The 15,204-nt window shown below is 69.0% G+C and carries 11 protein-coding genes; all 11 read right to left on the minus strand.

What is annotated here, in order from left to right:
* Nucleotides 1-45 precede the first annotated feature (45 nt).
* The 11 genes from ABZV77_RS16795 to ABZV77_RS16845 all read right to left on the minus strand — a co-directional run bounded on the left by ABZV77_RS16795 (nt 46) and on the right by ABZV77_RS16845 (nt 15,090).
* Complete coding sequence (locus tag ABZV77_RS16795; RefSeq protein ID WP_356257615.1) at nt 46-675, minus strand: XRE family transcriptional regulator; 630 nt, start codon at nt 673-675, stop codon at nt 46-48.
* A gap of 126 nt (nt 676-801) precedes the next feature.
* Complete coding sequence (locus tag ABZV77_RS16800) at nt 802-1,326, minus strand: hypothetical protein (RefSeq protein ID WP_356256668.1); 525 nt, start codon at nt 1,324-1,326, stop codon at nt 802-804.
* The gene (locus ABZV77_RS16805) at nt 1,326-5,822 is read right to left on the minus strand and encodes a DUF6531 domain-containing protein (RefSeq protein ID WP_356256671.1); all 4,497 of its coding nucleotides are present in this window, start codon (nt 5,820-5,822) and stop codon (nt 1,326-1,328) included. Before ABZV77_RS16805 ends, ABZV77_RS16800 begins: the two co-directional genes overlap by 1 nt.
* 141 nt (nt 5,823-5,963) lie before the next feature.
* Entirely contained in the window at nt 5,964-6,806 is an 843-nt protein-coding gene (locus tag ABZV77_RS16810; protein ID WP_356256674.1) for a methyltransferase domain-containing protein, read from the minus strand.
* A gap of 77 nt (nt 6,807-6,883) precedes the next feature.
* Nucleotides 6,884-9,172 carry a bifunctional serine/threonine-protein kinase/ABC transporter substrate-binding protein gene (locus tag ABZV77_RS16815; RefSeq protein WP_356256677.1) on the minus strand — a complete coding sequence of 763 codons (2,289 nt, stop codon included), beginning with the start codon at nt 9,170-9,172 and terminating at the stop codon, nt 6,884-6,886.
* Entirely contained in the window at nt 9,069-9,881 is an 813-nt protein-coding gene (locus ABZV77_RS16820) for a hypothetical protein (protein WP_356256678.1), read from the minus strand. Before ABZV77_RS16820 ends, ABZV77_RS16815 begins: the two co-directional genes overlap by 104 nt.
* A gap of 79 nt (nt 9,882-9,960) precedes the next feature.
* Nucleotides 9,961-10,983, minus strand: a complete 1,023-nt coding sequence (locus tag ABZV77_RS16825; RefSeq protein ID WP_356256681.1) for a hypothetical protein — start codon at nt 10,981-10,983, stop codon at nt 9,961-9,963.
* Nucleotides 10,980-11,636, minus strand: a complete 657-nt coding sequence (locus ABZV77_RS16830; protein ID WP_356256684.1) for a hypothetical protein — start codon at nt 11,634-11,636, stop codon at nt 10,980-10,982. Before ABZV77_RS16830 ends, ABZV77_RS16825 begins: the two co-directional genes overlap by 4 nt.
* Nucleotides 11,637-11,827: 191 nt before the next feature.
* The gene (locus ABZV77_RS16835) at nt 11,828-12,628 is read right to left on the minus strand and encodes a carbohydrate ABC transporter permease (RefSeq protein WP_356257618.1); all 801 of its coding nucleotides are present in this window, start codon (nt 12,626-12,628) and stop codon (nt 11,828-11,830) included.
* 54 nt (nt 12,629-12,682) lie between these two features.
* On the minus strand, nt 12,683-13,564 hold the full coding sequence (locus ABZV77_RS16840) for a sugar ABC transporter permease (protein ID WP_356257621.1): 882 nt from the start codon (nt 13,562-13,564) through the stop codon (nt 12,683-12,685).
* A 167-nt stretch (nt 13,565-13,731) separates the two neighbouring features.
* The gene (locus ABZV77_RS16845) at nt 13,732-15,090 is read right to left on the minus strand and encodes an extracellular solute-binding protein (protein WP_356256687.1); all 1,359 of its coding nucleotides are present in this window, start codon (nt 15,088-15,090) and stop codon (nt 13,732-13,734) included.
* Between the last annotated feature and the right edge of the window lie 114 nt (nt 15,091-15,204).

Below are 15,204 nucleotides of genomic sequence, written 5' to 3' on the forward strand. Positions count from 1 at the left end.
TTCCGTACCGCTCCCGTGGCCCTTGGTCCCGGTGGATCAGGGGCCTCAGCCCCGACCTCCGCGGACCATGGACCAGAAATGTTCGAGGATCCGCTCCAGGAAGTCCCGCCCGGCCTCCCCGGACGCGTCGGAACCGGCCCCGCCGCCCCAGCTCAGCGTCCGCGCCATCCGTGACTGATAGTCCTCGTGCATCTGCCGCAGCACGTCCTCGACGTGCCGCTTCTCCACGGGCAGCAGCTTGCTGACGGGCCTGACGTACCCCTGCCAGCGGGTGCTGACGGCACTGCGCAGCAACTCGGCGAGCTGCTCCGACCGCCCCGTCACGGTCACGAAGTCGGGCACGGAGAGCGTCAGCACCTCGGCAAGGGCGGCGGACTGCCGCTCGTTCCCCCGCCAGGTGTCGGTCTCCTCCATCCGCAGATACGCCTGAATCTCCACGCCCGCCCCACGCGCCACGTCCTCCGGCGCGAGCCCGCGCGCGATCCGGTGCTCCCGCAGCGTCCGCGCGGCCCCCATCAGCTCCCCGGGCGAACACCACAGCGTCGCGGCGAGCGCGGTGAGCTCGGCGGAAGTGGGCGAGGAGAGCCCGCGCTCCCAGGCGGCGATGGTGTCGGCGGTGACGTAGGCGAGCCCATAACTGGCCCGCATCCCATAGGCGACATGCCCGTGCGCCATCCCTAGCGCCTCCCGCAGACGCCGGGCGGCGGGGAAGTCGAACGGGGGCGTGGGCTGGTGCGGCGGTTGGCTCGGTTGCACGGGCACACCGTAGGCGCCCGTGGGGGCGGTGACTACGGTGTGTTTCTACGAGGTTGCGGATTGGTGGGAAGGTACGGGGGCGGTCTGGTGCTGGACGATGATCGACCAGAGAGATGCTGGTTCCAGCAGTGCGTCTTGCCCGGACCCGTCGGCCACGTACAGCGTCGTTCCCGTGCTCGTTTCCCGGAACTGGCGGAACCCTCCTGACGACGGCTCCGTGCCCTCCTCCAGATCGCCGCCCTGCGCTCGCAGTGCCCTCAGGAACACGTCGAGAGGAACCTGCGGCGAGAAGTCTCCGTGGATGTCCGTGAGCGGACGCGGGACGATCCCGTCCAGCCCGCGTGCCATGCGGTGGATCTGGAGGGACACGGACACGGATTCCCACGCACCCGCCCGCCGCACGAACGCGATCTCCACCAGGCCGTAGTCCCGCCGCATCCGCCCCTTCCGGGCATCGTCCAGGAAATCGCCGCCCAGCTTGTTCTCCCACTCCTCGGGAGAGGAGCCGAGAGGGACGCCGAGAACCGTCTGCCGGAGGACCGTTTCCACGTAGAAGTCGATGTCGGACATCAGCCGCCTTCTGCCTTGTTCATCTTTTCGAGGTTCTTGATGATGAAGTGCATCTCCGCCGCACGATTCTGACTCATTCCGAACTCGCCCTTGTTCATGCTGTCACGGGCAGACGTGGCCTTCGCGATGATGTCGTCCCTGAGCGCAGGGTTCGAGTGAATCTCGTCCAGGACCTTCTGGACTTCCTTATCGCTCGCCGTGCCGTGCTTGAGGCGGATGGGCCGTCCCCCGATGCCCCCCTTGTTGTCGGGGAAGATCTGGACCTCGTTGTTCTTGATGTGGATGTGGGCGCCCTTGTTTCCCCAGTCCTGATACGCCACCGAGGCGTGAATGTTGTACGGGGCGAGGCCGAGCGGATCTCCCCAGGTGCAGGGGTTGTCCACGTAGGCGACCGGGTTCGGAGCAGGCTCGAGGCCGAGCGGATCCGGGGACTGGTAGCGGGCGGTCTCGGGATCGTAGTAGCGCATGCAGTTGTAGTGCAGGCCGGACTCGGGGTCGTAGTACTGACCTGGGAACCGGAGTGGCGTGTACGTCGTTGCGTCGAGACTCCAGGCAGTGGTGCCCCATACGGTGCTGCGCGTGCGCCAGGCGATGTCGCCCTGTTCATCGACGAGTTCGGTGGGTGTGCCGATGAGATCGGTGACGATGGCGAAGAAGCGGGTGTCGAACTCCTCCTGACAGGCTTCGGGCGGGGTGACCCGTTCCGTCTGCGCGATGGGCTGCAGCCCGAGGTGATCCCACGTCAGCGTGACCGGGCGGGGCAGCTCCGGTGCGACGGTGGTCTGTTCGCACAGAGTGGTGCCGTCCCAGGTGAAGGATGTGCGTTCCACCACCGTGTCGTCGTCGGACATCCGCAGTTTGGCGGTGCGTCGGCCGAGCGGGTCGTATGCGTAGCGCCAATGCGTTCCGTCGGGGGTGATGACCGATGTCAGCCGGTCCTCCGCGTCCCACGTATAGCGCCAGGTGTCCGGCTTGCGTGACAGACGGCTCTTTTGGCGGAGGACGACACGGCCGAGGGCGTCGTGCTCGTAACGGACGTTCCCCGCTTGCGTGACGCGTGTGCCGACGTACGCCCGCGGGCCGACAGCCTCCTGGCCGGGGTGGCCCGCGGGCCAGGTGGCGAACTGCTGGTTGCCCGCCACGTCGTAGGCGTACGACTCGGTCCAGTTCTTGGCGTGGACCGCGGTGACCCGACCGGCTGTGTCGAGTTCGAGACGGCGCGAGCCGGAGAGTTGATCGTCGACACCCGTGAGATGACCGTCCGCACGGTAGGTGTAGGCCCGGTGCTGGATGGGCTCGCGGGACCGGGCGGTCGTGATCGCCTGTGCGGTCAGCCTCCCGGTGTCGTCGAAGCCGTGGGTGAGCGTGACCGACGTGCCGATGTGCCGGGAGAGTTCGCGGCCGGCCGGATCGTACTCGAACTCCATCACACGGTTGGAAGCGGTCAGGCGGGTCCGCCGACCGGCCGCGTCGTAGGCCCAGGAGCTGGTGGCTCCGGAGGGGGTGACCCGGTCGGTGGGACGTCCCTGAGCGTCATAGGAGTAGCGGAGTTCGCGGCCATCGACCGTCTCGGACAGGACGCGGCCGACAGGATCCCGGCGGATGGCTACGGTGCTGTCCGGCCCGATGGCTGAGCAGAGCTGCCCCTCTGGGTCGTAGGCGAAGGTCGAGGACCGGCCGTTGACGTTCCTACGAGTGGTCCGGCCGAGGGAGTCGTACTCGAAGGCGATGATCTGCCCGAGGGCGTCGGTCCGCGACGTCAGCTGCCCGGCCACGTCGTAGGCGTACGTGGTCTCGCGGCCGTCGAAGTCCGTTTCGCGGACCAGGCGCCCGGCAGAATCGAAGACGTAGTTCCACGTCAGGCCTTGCGGATTGGTGACCTGTGTGAGGCGCAGAGAGGAGTCGTAGTCGAAGGTGTAGCGGCAGCCGTCCGGGCCTGTGCGCGCCGTGAGCACGTCGAAGTGGGTGTACTCGAAACGCGACACATGGCCCAATGGGTCCGTCTCCGTGAGGTGGTTGCCTTCGGCGTCGTACGTCCAGGACTCCGTCGCACCGTCCGGCGCGATACGCCGCAGGAGGCGGCTCTCCGCCGACCAGGTGAGACGGGTGACGGCCCCCAGCGCGTCGGTCAGTGCCACTGGCCTCCCCCAAGCATCACGCTGCCATGACGTGGTCCCACCCAAGGGATCACGGATCTCGAGGGGCAGGCCGGCCGGGTCGCACAGGACGGTGGTGGTGTGCCCCAGCTCGTCAGTGATCGTGTCCGGGTGGCCCGCCGACGTGTACGTGACGTGGGACCGTGACCCGGACGGATCGGTCGTGAGAGTGCAGTTGCCCCGCTCGTCGTAGGTGAACTGCCAGGCGGCTCCGCCCGGCAGGTCGATACGGGTGGCGAGGTGCAGGGCGTTGTACTCGACCTGTACGACGGAACCGTCGGGCCGCGTCACCCGGACCGGCCGCCCCAGTGTGTTGTTGGCCATGCGGGTGGTGTGGCCGAGTTGATCCGTCGTCGCCGTGACGTGCTGGTGGGCGTCGTAGTCAGTGGTGACCGTGCCGCCGAGCGCATCGATCTCGGCGATGATCAGACAGCGCTCGTCGACGACGTAGCGGGAGGTGGCGCCATCGGCCGTGGTGACCTCGGTGACGTGGAAGCCGGGCCACGCGGGATGGCTCGCCTCGTAGGTGAAAGTGTTGGCCAGGTGCCCGGCCATGCCCTGCTGGGCGACGCAGCGGTCGTGGGCGTCGTAGGCGTAGTCGTAGCGGCTGTCGTTGGTGTCTTCCCATGACGTGATGCGCAACTGCTCGTCGTACGTGAACCGCAGGGGGCGACCCGTCGAGTTGGCGACGCGGGTGAGGTTTCCGTCGGTGTACGCGTACTGCTTGATCGTGACGTCGCCGCCGTCTTCCCTCGCGCCCGCCAGGGAGAGAGCGGTGAGGCGTTCGTTCGCGACGGTCAGGGTGAGGCGGTATCCACCGCTGTGGCGGATCGCCCGAGGAGTGCCTTCGGCGTCGTAGTCGAAATCGATGGTGTTGTGGTTGCGGTCGCGGATCCGCACAAGCACCGCCACCCCGTCATCGGCGGTCGGCGCAGCGAAGTGGCGGGTGTGGCCCGTCAGCGGGTCGGTGACGGCATAGCCGCCGTCCTCCAGCCGCTCCAGCGGCCAGAGGGGGCCTGAATCCGGGAGCGTCATGGCGTCCGGGCTCGGAGGGTGGGGGTACTCCAGGAGCATGCCGTCCTCGGTGACGAAGACGACACCGCTCTCGTCGACCTCCAGACGCTGGTCAAGGGTGGAGGTCCAGCTCGGACCGAACCAGCCGCCCGTGCGATAGCCGGAGGCGACCCGGCGGGTGAAGAGCAGCGGGAGCGTGCCGGGCAGGGCGAGGTCGATTTCATCCAGGAACATCTGCCCGGTAGCCATGTCGACGGGATCGCCGCGCCCCTTGATCTTGCTCTTGACCCGGTTGTACGCGCCCTTCGCCCCGTCCTTGAGCGCCGTGCGCGCGGACTTGAACCCCTTGAGCCCGCCCTTGAGTCCCTTGAGGCCCTTGCCGAGTTTCGCGGCGGTGGTCAGGCCCTTCATACCGGGGACGCAGTCCATCGCGGCGAAGGCCACGTCCATCAACGTGGCTTGGCCTTTTGCGTATTTGCTCAAGGTGTCGGCCAGGACGATCGCGCCCGCGACGATCACGATGGCGGCGAGGATGGGGCCGCCGATGATCATCGCGATGACGCCGACGACGGCGACGACGACCTTGCACACTTCGACGATGGTGTCCCAGTTGTCGGAGACCCAGTCGCCGACTTCCTCCCACCACTTGCGGTTCGGGATGCCCGCGTCGGACGCCTCGTCGATCTTCTTCTTGGCCGTCCCCGCGGCCTCTTCCCGCATCTTGCGGGCGTCGTCGGCCATCTTCTTCGCCGCGTCCAGCGCGCTCTGCGCGGAGTCCACATCGCCCTGCGCGGACTTCTGCGCCTTCTCCGCGGAGTGCGCGTTGCGGGTGGCGGCCTTGACCTTGTCCTCGTCCGGCTTGGGCACGTCCTTGCCGCCGCCGGGCTTGTCCTTGTACTTGTCGGCTTCCTTGCCCGCCTTGTCCACCCACGAGTCCGCCGAGGTGAGGCGGGACTTGGCGGAGGTCAGGTCGGCCTGCGCCTCGCGGCCCTTGACCAGCGCCTTGTCGGCCAGGGTCTGGGCGCGCTCCAGATCGGGCCAGTACGCCGACAGCGCATCCCCGGCCATCTCGTAGCTCTTCTTGAGCTTCTTCAGCTTGTCCGGCGCATCCTCGAACTTCTCCGTGAACGCGTCCGCGGTCTTGCCCACCCACGTCAGGATGGCCTCGTCGCCCGCCATCCCCTTGATGTCACGAAGAACCCGGCCGACATCGTCCGCGAAGTCGTGGAGGTTCTTCGCCAGCGACCGCACCCGGTGCGGATCACCCGGCGTCGGATCCTTCTCCAGATCAAGGACATGCCAGTCCGACGGCCGATGACCACTCATGTGTTTCCCCCGCCACGCCCGCAACTTCAGTACCTGTCCGCACGTGCAAACGTATCGAACAGGGATGCACGCGTGAAGTCGGCGCGGGCAGGTCCCCGGTGGCGTCGGGCGGCAGCGTGCGATGCCCTCCGGTGGGACCGGTCATGTGCGGCGGGCGTGGAAGATGCCCCAGCTGAAGTAGCCGTCGTGGCAGGCCGCGGCCGTGCGGTCCAGGCTGGTGCGGAGGGTTTCCACGTAGGTGGTGCTCACCGCGTCCAGCAGGCCGGGCTTCGGGGTGTGGAGTTCCTCGGCGAGGCGGTCGTAGTGCGTTCGGATGTGGTCCGTGAGGTCGTCGAACTCCACCTCGGTGAAAGCGAGAGCCCGCAGTTGGTCGGTGTAGTGGGCCGCGGTGGCGAACGGGGGCAGGCTCAGGCGTTCCGCTATCGACCGAAGCGCGTCGGTGGGGGCGTGCTCGGCGGCCATGATGTCGGTGAAGGTCAGGTGGCCGCCCGGCCTCAGGACCCGGTGCGCCTCGCGCAGGACGCCGGGTCGGTCGGCGCTGTGGCAGAGGGCCTCCTGGGACCAGACGACGTCGAACGACCCTGCGGGGGCGGGGATGTCCTGGAAGGAACCCGGCACCACCTCGATCAGGTCGGTGAGGCCGTGCTGCGCGTTCAGTTCGCGGTGGCGGCGGTTCTGCGTCTCGCTGATGTTGAGGGCCACGACACGGCAGCCGAACTCGGCGGCCAGGCGACGGGCCGCGCCGCCGTAGCCCGAGCCCATGTCCAGGACGGTGCTGTCGGGGCCGAGCCCGTCGCTCACCCTCGCGGCCATGCGGTCGATGGTTCGGCGGGATGCCGTGCCGATTGATTCGTGTGGGGCCGTGTACACACCTACATGGATGTCCTCGCCGCCCCACGCCTGCGCGTAGAAGCCGTCGACGTCCTTCGTGTCGTAGTAGTCGCGTGCCACGTGGGCGGCCCGAGCCGCGTCGTTCTCCACCATGGGGCATTCCTTGGCAGCGCCCGGTCAGCACAAACCCGACTTTCGGACACGCTCGTTCGGTGGGCGGTCATGGGGCGTCATGGGCGGGTGGGGCGGAACTTTTCCTTCACAGTGCCGAATTCCTTCCACGATCCGTCCGTCTTGCGGTCGAACCACACCGGGCGTCCTCTCGCCGAGCGGCGCTTCTCGAAGGAGACCTCGCCCAGGACGCCGTTGACGGAGACCTGCTGGATCTCGCGGTCCAGGGTGTGGCGGAGCGACGTGGGGGAGGTGTCGTCGGCGGGGAGGGTGTCCAGGGCCTGGGCCAGGGCCAGCGCGCCGTCGTACAGCTCCTGGTTGCCGCGTGCGGGGAGGTTCTCGTCGGGCTCGCCCGAGTGGTTGCGGACGCGGATGACGCCGTCCGGGACGGTCTTGTCGCTCGACTTCTCGTCCGACCGTTCCTGGGAGTCCGCGCAGGCGCCCTCCTGGTTGCCCTGACTGATCACCGGGCCCTGGAAGCCGCCGGCCCGGAGCTTCTCGGCCCACACGTCGACGGGGGTGCCGGTCGGCACCACGACCGCGTCCGCCCGCGCCTCGGTGACGAGGGAAGGGATACGGGACGTCTGCACCTTGTCGGGCGGCACGTCCAGCGCCTCGGTGGAGACGCCGTTCCTGCGCAACGCCGTGCCGATGCCGTCCTCGCGGTTCACCCAGGTCTTGTCCTCGGCGACGAACACCTTGCGCGCGTCGGTCTCGGAACGGAGGTAGCGGGCGATCGCCTGGCCCTGCCGCGCGTCGTCGGCCGGAATCGCGAACGCGCCCCCGGCGTGGGCGTATTCGTGGCAGGTGCTGATCTCGGGCAGGAACGCCTCGTCCGTGTCGTGCACCCAGGAGAAGTCGACGGTGTCGCCGATGACGGCGAGCAGGTCCGGGTGTGCGGCCAGCAGCTTGCGGCTGCTGACGTCCGGGTCCGCTTCGACGGGGACGAGTCGGAACCGGCTGCCGCTCTTGTCGCCGAGCGTCTCGGCGAAGGCGGACTCGACGGTGCGCAACTGCTGCGTCGTGAACTGCTTGTACTCCGACTTCGCGTACGCGTCCGGAGAGCCCCCGTCCGTCGAGGCGCCGCCCACGTGCCGGTAGCTGTGGGCCACGCCGATCTTGAAGACGCCCGTCTCGGTCTTCGCGGACCCTTCGCCCCCGGCACCGGCCGACGGTCCGGCCCCGGACTCCGAGTCGGGCGCGGCGAGGGCGCGTATGCCGAGGCCGACCGGGATGCCGAGCGCGAGGATCAGCGCGGCGGGGAGCAGCAGGCGTCGCCGGGAGCGGCGGCGGGGGCCGGGTGCGACGGCCGCCGATGCGGTCGTGTCCGAGGTCTTGGCGACGGTCTTGGCGACGGGGGTGGGAGCAGCCCGGCGGGGCTTCACCACCGCGTCCTGGATGTCCGAAGGCACGGCGTCGTCCAGGAACTCCGGCGACGAGTGGTCAGGGGCTGAGGCAGGCGCAGGTTCCGAGTCCGGGGCCGGATCCGGGGCCGGACTCGGGGGCAGGGAAGCTGTCGCCGTCTCCAGTCGCGCGAGCGTCGTCGCCGCGTCCGCGGGCCGGTCCGCGGGCTCCTTGGCGAGGAGGTCCAGGACGAGGCGCTCCACCGGACGCGGCACCTCGGGCCGCGCCGCGCTCGGGCGCAGCGGCGCGTCGTTGACGTGGTGGTACATGACGCCCGCCGCGGACCCCGTGAACGGGGGCCTGCCGACGAGGAGTTCGTACAGGACGCAGCCCAGCGCGTACAGGTCGGTGCGGCCGTCGCCCGGCTCCTGGCGGAACCGTTCCGGCGCCAGATACGGCACGCTCCCGAACGGCAGCTGCCCCGTCTGCGTGAGGCGCGCGTCGCCGGTCGCGCGCTCCATGAACGTCGCGATGCCGAAGTCGACGACCTTCGCGGTGCCGTCCGGCGCGACCATCACGTTGCCCGGCTTGATGTCGCGGTGCACGATGCCCGCCGCGTGCGCCACGTCCAGCGCGCGGCAGATGTCGGCCGCCCAGCGCAGCGCGTCCGCGACCGGCACCCGCACGCTCTCGCGCAGCACCTGGTCCAGCGAGCGGCCCGGCACCAGGGCCATCACCAGGTACGGCGTGCCGTCGTCCTCGCCGTGGTCGTGCACGGCGACGATGAACGGGCTGTCCAGGGAGGCGGCGGCGCGCGCCTCCTGCCGGAAGCGGGCGAGGAGTTGCCGCTGCTCGTCCTCACCCGTCGTCGTCCCCGGCACGAAGAGCTTGACCGCGACCTCACGGCCGAGGCTCGTGTCCCGCGCCCGCCAGACCTCTCCCATGCCGCCCGCGCCGAGCGGCGCGAGCAGTTCGTACCGGCTGTTCAGCAGCCGCCCCGGCATGGGGCTCCCCTCGTTTCCGGGCGGCGTCATCGGGTCTGTGCCGGGGCTCGTCCTGCGGCTGGCACCGAGCCGCCCCCCTCTTGGAGAAGATCTGCGTGGTCTGCCACGTTCCGTCGGCGTTCTTGACCAGTTGCGTGTCGTACGCGACGTAACTGTTCTTCGTCACCGGCGTCTTGTTGGTCTTCTGGGTCGACTTCTTCTTGGTGAAGCCCTTGCTCTCGTCCGCGCAGAACGAGAGCGTGGCCGTCCTCTTGTCCTTGAGCGTCACCCGGTGGTCGTAGTAGCGGACTTCCCCCACGAGGCCGAGACCGGCGTCCTTGAACCTCGCGACCCAGGTCACCGCGGCCTCCAGGGCCTTGCCGGTGTTGTAGTAGCGGAGCGCTTCGCTCTTGGGGTCCGTCCCCGTGATCGCCGCGTTCACCGCGCGCATGCGCTGTGCGTCGTCCGCGAGCACGGCCTTCTTCACCGGGTCGCCGGTGCCGGGCGACTCGAACGTCATGGTCAGGTCCGATGGCAGCTCGATCTTCGGGCGGTCCGCCGCCCCCGCCGCCCCCGCCGCCCCCGCCGCCCCCGCCGCCCCCGCCGGTTCGCCCGGCGCGGTCGGCTTCGCGTCGTCCTTCGGCTTGTCGTCGTCGCTGCCGCACGACGTCAGCAGCAGGGTCGCGGACGCCGTGAGCACGGCCGCGGCGCGGCGGAGGGGGCGGTTCACTCGGGCGGCTCCTGGCGGTGGGCGCTGGCGGTGGGCCTGGCGGGCGGGTGGCAGCGGGTGGCGTGCCGGCGCGTGGGTGCTAGCGGTTGATGGACTGGATCTCCTCGACCACCACGTCCTGCTCCGCGCCGAACTCGCCGTCGGGCAGCTTCCGTTCGCCGTTCACGCCCGTGCCCGTCCAGTGGATCTTCCACGTCACCGTGGCCTTCAGCGGGTACGAGCCGTCACCGGACGAGCGGAGGTACTTCACGCCGCAGGGCGGGGTCTGCTTGGCCTTGCCCTTGGCGTAGGGCGCGCCGATCTTGCCGTTCACGATCTCGCAGACGCCGGACCCGGGGTACGTCTCCGCGTCCGCCGTGCCGGGGTCGATCTTGAGCGAGACGGGTTCGGCGGTCGTCGTCGCCTCGATGCCGAGGACGGCGACCCTGGCCGTCACGGACACCGGCTTGAACTCCGCGCCGTCCAGCCAGGCCCAGGTGGGGAGCTTGACCTTCGTCGGGCCCCCGGGGGCCAGCGACACCTTCGTGCCGGGGACGCGGATCTCGGCGTACGCGAGCTTCGCCAGGATCTCCGGGGTGATGGCGGGGACGTCGGCGGGCGGCGGGTCGCCCTCGTCGACCCAGAAGGTGTCCTTGTTGCACTTGTCCCAGCCGGGCGGATAGGTCTTGTTGGGGAACCCCGTCCACCAATAGCCCTTCCCGGCCTTGTCCATGTTGAAGTCCTTGTACGGCTTGCCCTTGACGTAGCGCTCCTGCTGTTCGAGGTCCCACTCGTGCCCCGTGGAGTCCACCGCCCAGACGGCTTCGCGCTCCTTCTTGAACTCGGCGGGGGTGTACGTCGGGCCGTACCAGCAGGGCGGCGGGCTGTAGTCGCCCGTGGGGGCGATGGCGCCGGTCTTCGCGCCGGAGCCGTTCTTGGAGCGGTCGTAGGAGATGCCGCCCGCGGTGGCGAGCAGGGATCCGCCCTGCTGGTCGCCCCCGACGTCCGTGGTCGGCGCCGAAGCTCCGCCGCCGACCCCCTTCTCCGCGGCGGCGGGCGCCGCGGACAACGCCACGCACGCCATGGTGGTGACCGCTATCAGCGCTGCTGACCTGTACGTCATGGTTGGCACTTGTCGCTCCCCCGGGTCGCGTTCAGTTCTGTGGTGACCCAGACACCCGCGTCGTTCTTGCGCAGCTTGGCGGCGTAGAGCACGTAGCTGTTCTTGGTGGCGGGGCCCTTGTCGACCTTGTCCTTCTTGAGGTACTTGTCGTACGCCTTGCTCTGGTCCTCGCAGTACGTGAGGCCCGCGCCGCTCCCGTCGGCCGTGACGGTCGCGTCGTAGTAGCGGTAGGCGCCGGTGGTGCGTGCCTCGGCCTTCACATAGGCCTGCACGTACTTCTGGGTGTTGGCCGCTGCGTCGCCCTCGTAGTAGAAGCGCACGGCCTTGTGCGTGGGTGCGTGCTCGGCGATGGCCAGGTCCACTGCCTGGATCGCCTGCTCCCGGTCGGCCAGCACCGCGTCCTTGGCCTTGTCCCCCGTCTTCGCCCAGTCGAAGGTGAAGGACAGGTCCGACGGCAGCTCGATCTTCGGCCGGTCCACCTCCGCCCCCGCCTCCGCGTCCTCGCTCGGCGATGGCGACTTCTCGCCGCCCTGGTCCGCCCCGGCGATCTTGTCGTCGTCCTTCGGCTTGTCGTCGTCGCTGCCGCAGGACGTCAGGAGCAGCGCCGCGGACGCGGCGAGCGCGGCCGCCGCAAGACGGAGGGGACGGGTCACTGTGCGGCTCCTGGCAGGTGGGGGGAGGGGCGGGAGCTCAGCACGCTAGTGCGGTCCCGGGCCCGATACCAGGGAGATGTGTAACCACGAATGGGGCGACAGGGAACGTATCGCCGCGAAGTCATGTCACAGTTTCGTGTCCACCGTAAGGGCGGATCCCGTCAGCCCTTCGCGGCTGGGCCCTCCACCGCTCAGCCCTTCACCGCGCCGCCCAGCGCAAATCCGCCCCCGAGCTTCCGCGAGATCAGGACGTACAACAGGATCACCGGCGTCGAGTAGAGGATCGAGAACGCGGCCAGCTGGCCGTAGACCACCGTTCCCTTGTTGCCGAAGAAGTCATTGATGCTGACCGACGCGGGCATCTGCTCCGGGGTGAGCAGGAGCATGAAGGGGACGAAGAAGTTCCCCCACATCATGACGAACGAGAAGACCGTCACCACCGCCACGCCCGGACCCATCAGGGGCAGGACGATCCGGAGCAGGGACTGGAAGGACGACGCGCCGTCCGTCCACGCCGCCTCTTCCAGCTCCTTCGGGACGCCGTCCATGAAGTTCTTCATCAGCCAGATGGCGAAGGGGAGTTGGGACGCGGCGAAGAAGAAGATCGTGCCCTGCATCGTGTCGATCAGGTCCACTTGTACGAACAGCGCGTACACCGGAACCATGATCGCCGTGATCGGCAGGCTCGTCGCGAAGAGGATCGTCAGCATGAAGGGGCGGTTCAGGCGGGAGCGGTAGCGGGAGAGCGGATACGCGGCGAGGGCCGCGCAGACGACCGTCAGGAGCGTGCCGCCGCCGCAGAGCAGGAGGCTGTTGAGGAGCGGGGTGAAGGTGATCTCGGGGGTGAGGACCTTGTCGTAGTTGTCGAGGGTGAGGCTGTCGGGGAGCCGCACCCTGAGGTCCGCCTTCGGGTCGAAGGACGAGAGGGCCACCCAGGCGAGGGGGAGGATGAAGGCGGCGGCCACCACCATCAGCCCCGCGTCGGCGGCCATCCGGTGCGAAGCGCGGCGCGAACGCGGCGTACGCGAGGCGAACTTGACGGCCACTCAGACCTCCGTACGGAGCAGGCGCATATAGACGAGGGAGAACAGCGAGCCGACCAGGAGGAGCAGCAGGGCCACGGCCGTGCCGTAGCCGATCATGCTCTTCTGGAAGGCCTGTTCGTACATGAAGAGCGGGAGCGTCTGGCTGTCGTTTCCCGGGCCGCCGCGCGTCATCACCCAGATCAGGCCGAAGACGGAGAGCGTCTGCAGGGTGTTGAGCATCAGGTTCGTGCCGATGGAGCGGCGGATCATCGGCAGCGTGATGTGCCACATGCGGCGCCAGCCGCTCGCGCCGTCGACCTCCGCGGCCTCGGTGATCTCCTTGGGGATCTCGTTGAGGGCGGCGGAGTAGACGAGCATCGAGAACGCCGTGCCCCGCCAGACGTTCGCGAACGACACCGCGAGGATCGGCAGGGTGAACAGCCAGTTCTGGGACGGCAGATGGAGGAAGTCGAGGACGGCGTTCAGGGTGCCCTCGCGACGGAAGAACGCGTAGAGGAGGAACCCGGCGACGACCTCCGGCAGGACCCACGCCGTGACGACGATCGCGCCCGTGAAGGTGCGGACCGGCTTGGAGGCGCGCTGCATCAGGGTGGCGAGGGCCAGGCCCAGGGTGTTCTGGCCGATGATGGAGGAGAGGAGCGTGAAGACGAGGGTGAGCCAGACCGCGTTGAGGAACCGCTCGTCGCCGAACGCCTCGCGGAAGTTGTCGAGCCCGACGAAGCTCGACTCGGCCTGTCCGGTGAGCTGGAGGTCGGTGAAGGCGATGTACGCGCAGTAGCCGATCGGGCCCGCGAGGAAGAGCGTCAGCAGGATGACGGCGGGGGAGACGGGCAGGGCCCGGAGCAGGCCCCGGCGGACGCGGGCCCGGGAGCCCGGGGACACGGGGGGCGGGGGTGCGGAGGACGGGCCCGGCGGCGACGTCTTGGCGACGCCGCCGGGCCCCGCGGAGGATGCGGTGGTCACGTGCGGGCACTCACTCTCTGGTGCGGCGACGGAGTGACGGCGGTACGAGGGCGGTACGAGGGCGGTACGGCGGCGCACCCGGGGCGCTACTTGTCGGTGACCTTGCCGTCCGTCGCCGAGTCGACCTCCTCGTCGTACCCGCTCGCGGCGTCGTCCACCGAGCTGTCACCGGTCGTCACCGACTCCATCGCCTCCTGGATCGCCGTGGAGACCTTCGGGTACTCGGGATACGCGGGCCGGTAGTACGTCGTGGCGACCAGGTCCGTGAAGAACTTGATGCCGGGCTGCGCCTTCACGTACGACGGGTCGGCCGCGACGTCCTTGCGGACCGCGATGCCGGAGTTGGCGACGTACCACTTCTTGGCATTGGCCTTCGTCTGCATCGTCTCGATGAACTTGAAGGCGAGGTCGGGGTTGTCGGCCTTGGACGGGATCGCCCAGGTCCAGCCGCCGGACATGCTCACCTTGCCGGGGGCCTGGCCGTGCTGCGTCGGCATGGCGGCGAGGCCCAGCTTCTTCGACCACTCGGGCCACTCGTGGCCCGCGCCCTTGCCCCAGTCCTGCGGCAGCCACGAACCGTCGAGGTTGATCGCCAGCTTGTCCTCGGGCAGCAGCTCGCCGCGGACGCGGGTGGCGAAGTTCGGGTCGAGGGCGTCCGAGACGTCCGGGCCGAGCTTGTCCTTGTAGACGGTCTCCACGAACTTCAGGGAGTCCTTGAAGCCCTGGCTGCCGGTGACCCACTTCTTCGACGCCGGGTCGTAGAGGGGGTCCTTGCCGGTGCCGTACGCGAGCATCTGGAAGCCCTGCATGGTCGCCGCCTCACCGGCGGGCTTCCCCGTGTAGACGTTGAGGGGCGTGACGTCCGGGACCTTCTCCTTCACGGTCCTGGCCGCGTCGAGGACGTCGTCCCAGGTCTTGGGCTGCCAGTCGGCGGGCAGGCCCGCCTTCTTGAAGATCGCCTTGCTGAACCAGAGGCCACGGGTGTCCGTGCCGTCCGGCACGCCATACGTCTTGCCGTCGGCCGCCTTCGCCGCCGTCTTGGCCGTGCCGATGAACTGGTTCCAGTCCTGCCACTTGGCCAGATAGGTGTCGAGCGGCTTCAAGTACCCGCTGGTGATGTCCGAGTTGATGAGGAACGTGTCCTCGTAGACCAGGTCGGGCGCGGTCTTGGGGGAGCGCAGCATCTGCTGCAGCTTGGTGTAGTACTCGGAGTCCGGCGCCTTGATCGGCACCAGCTTGACCTTCTTGCCCGGGTTCTCCTTCTCGAACTGTTTCTTGATGTCCGCCAGATAGGTGTCCATGACTCTGATCTGGTTGTCCGTGGACTGTTTGAAGGAGATCTTCACGGTGTCGGGGTCGTCGCCTGAGCCGCCGCCGCACGCGGTGAGGGAACCGGCGGCGAGCAGGGTGGAAGCGGCGAGGAGCAGTGTGGTGGTGGGGCGCACGGGCACGACCTCCTACTGGCCGACGCGGCTGGGCTGCCACGTGGCTTGCCCGGTGAACGTAAGGGCGTGCTCCGAGCAAGGTCAATGCCTCTGCGGGCGCTGTGCGTTGTTGCT

The organism is Streptomyces sp. NPDC004732, from assembly GCF_040609235.1.
Lineage (GTDB): Bacteria > Actinomycetota > Actinomycetes > Streptomycetales > Streptomycetaceae > Streptomyces.

What these genes read in the sequence shown, in the direction of transcription:
- ABZV77_RS16795 (WP_356257615.1), bottom strand. Translation starts at nt 675, where the DNA reads ATGGCGCACGGGCATGTCGCCTATGGGATGCGGGCCAGTTATGGGCTC.
- ABZV77_RS16800 (WP_356256668.1), bottom strand. Translation starts at nt 1,326, where the DNA reads ATGTCCGACATCGACTTCTACGTGGAAACGGTCCTCCGGCAGACGGTT.
- ABZV77_RS16805 (WP_356256671.1), bottom strand. Translation starts at nt 5,822, where the DNA reads ATGAGTGGTCATCGGCCGTCGGACTGGCATGTCCTTGATCTGGAGAAG.
- ABZV77_RS16810 (WP_356256674.1), bottom strand. Translation starts at nt 6,806, where the DNA reads ATGGTGGAGAACGACGCGGCTCGGGCCGCCCACGTGGCACGCGACTAC.
- ABZV77_RS16815 (WP_356256677.1), bottom strand. Translation starts at nt 9,172, where the DNA reads ATGCCGGGGCGGCTGCTGAACAGCCGGTACGAACTGCTCGCGCCGCTC.
- ABZV77_RS16825 (WP_356256681.1), bottom strand. Translation starts at nt 10,983, where the DNA reads ATGACGTACAGGTCAGCAGCGCTGATAGCGGTCACCACCATGGCGTGC.
- ABZV77_RS16835 (WP_356257618.1), bottom strand. Translation starts at nt 12,628, where the DNA reads ATGGCCGCCGACGCGGGGCTGATGGTGGTGGCCGCCGCCTTCATCCTC.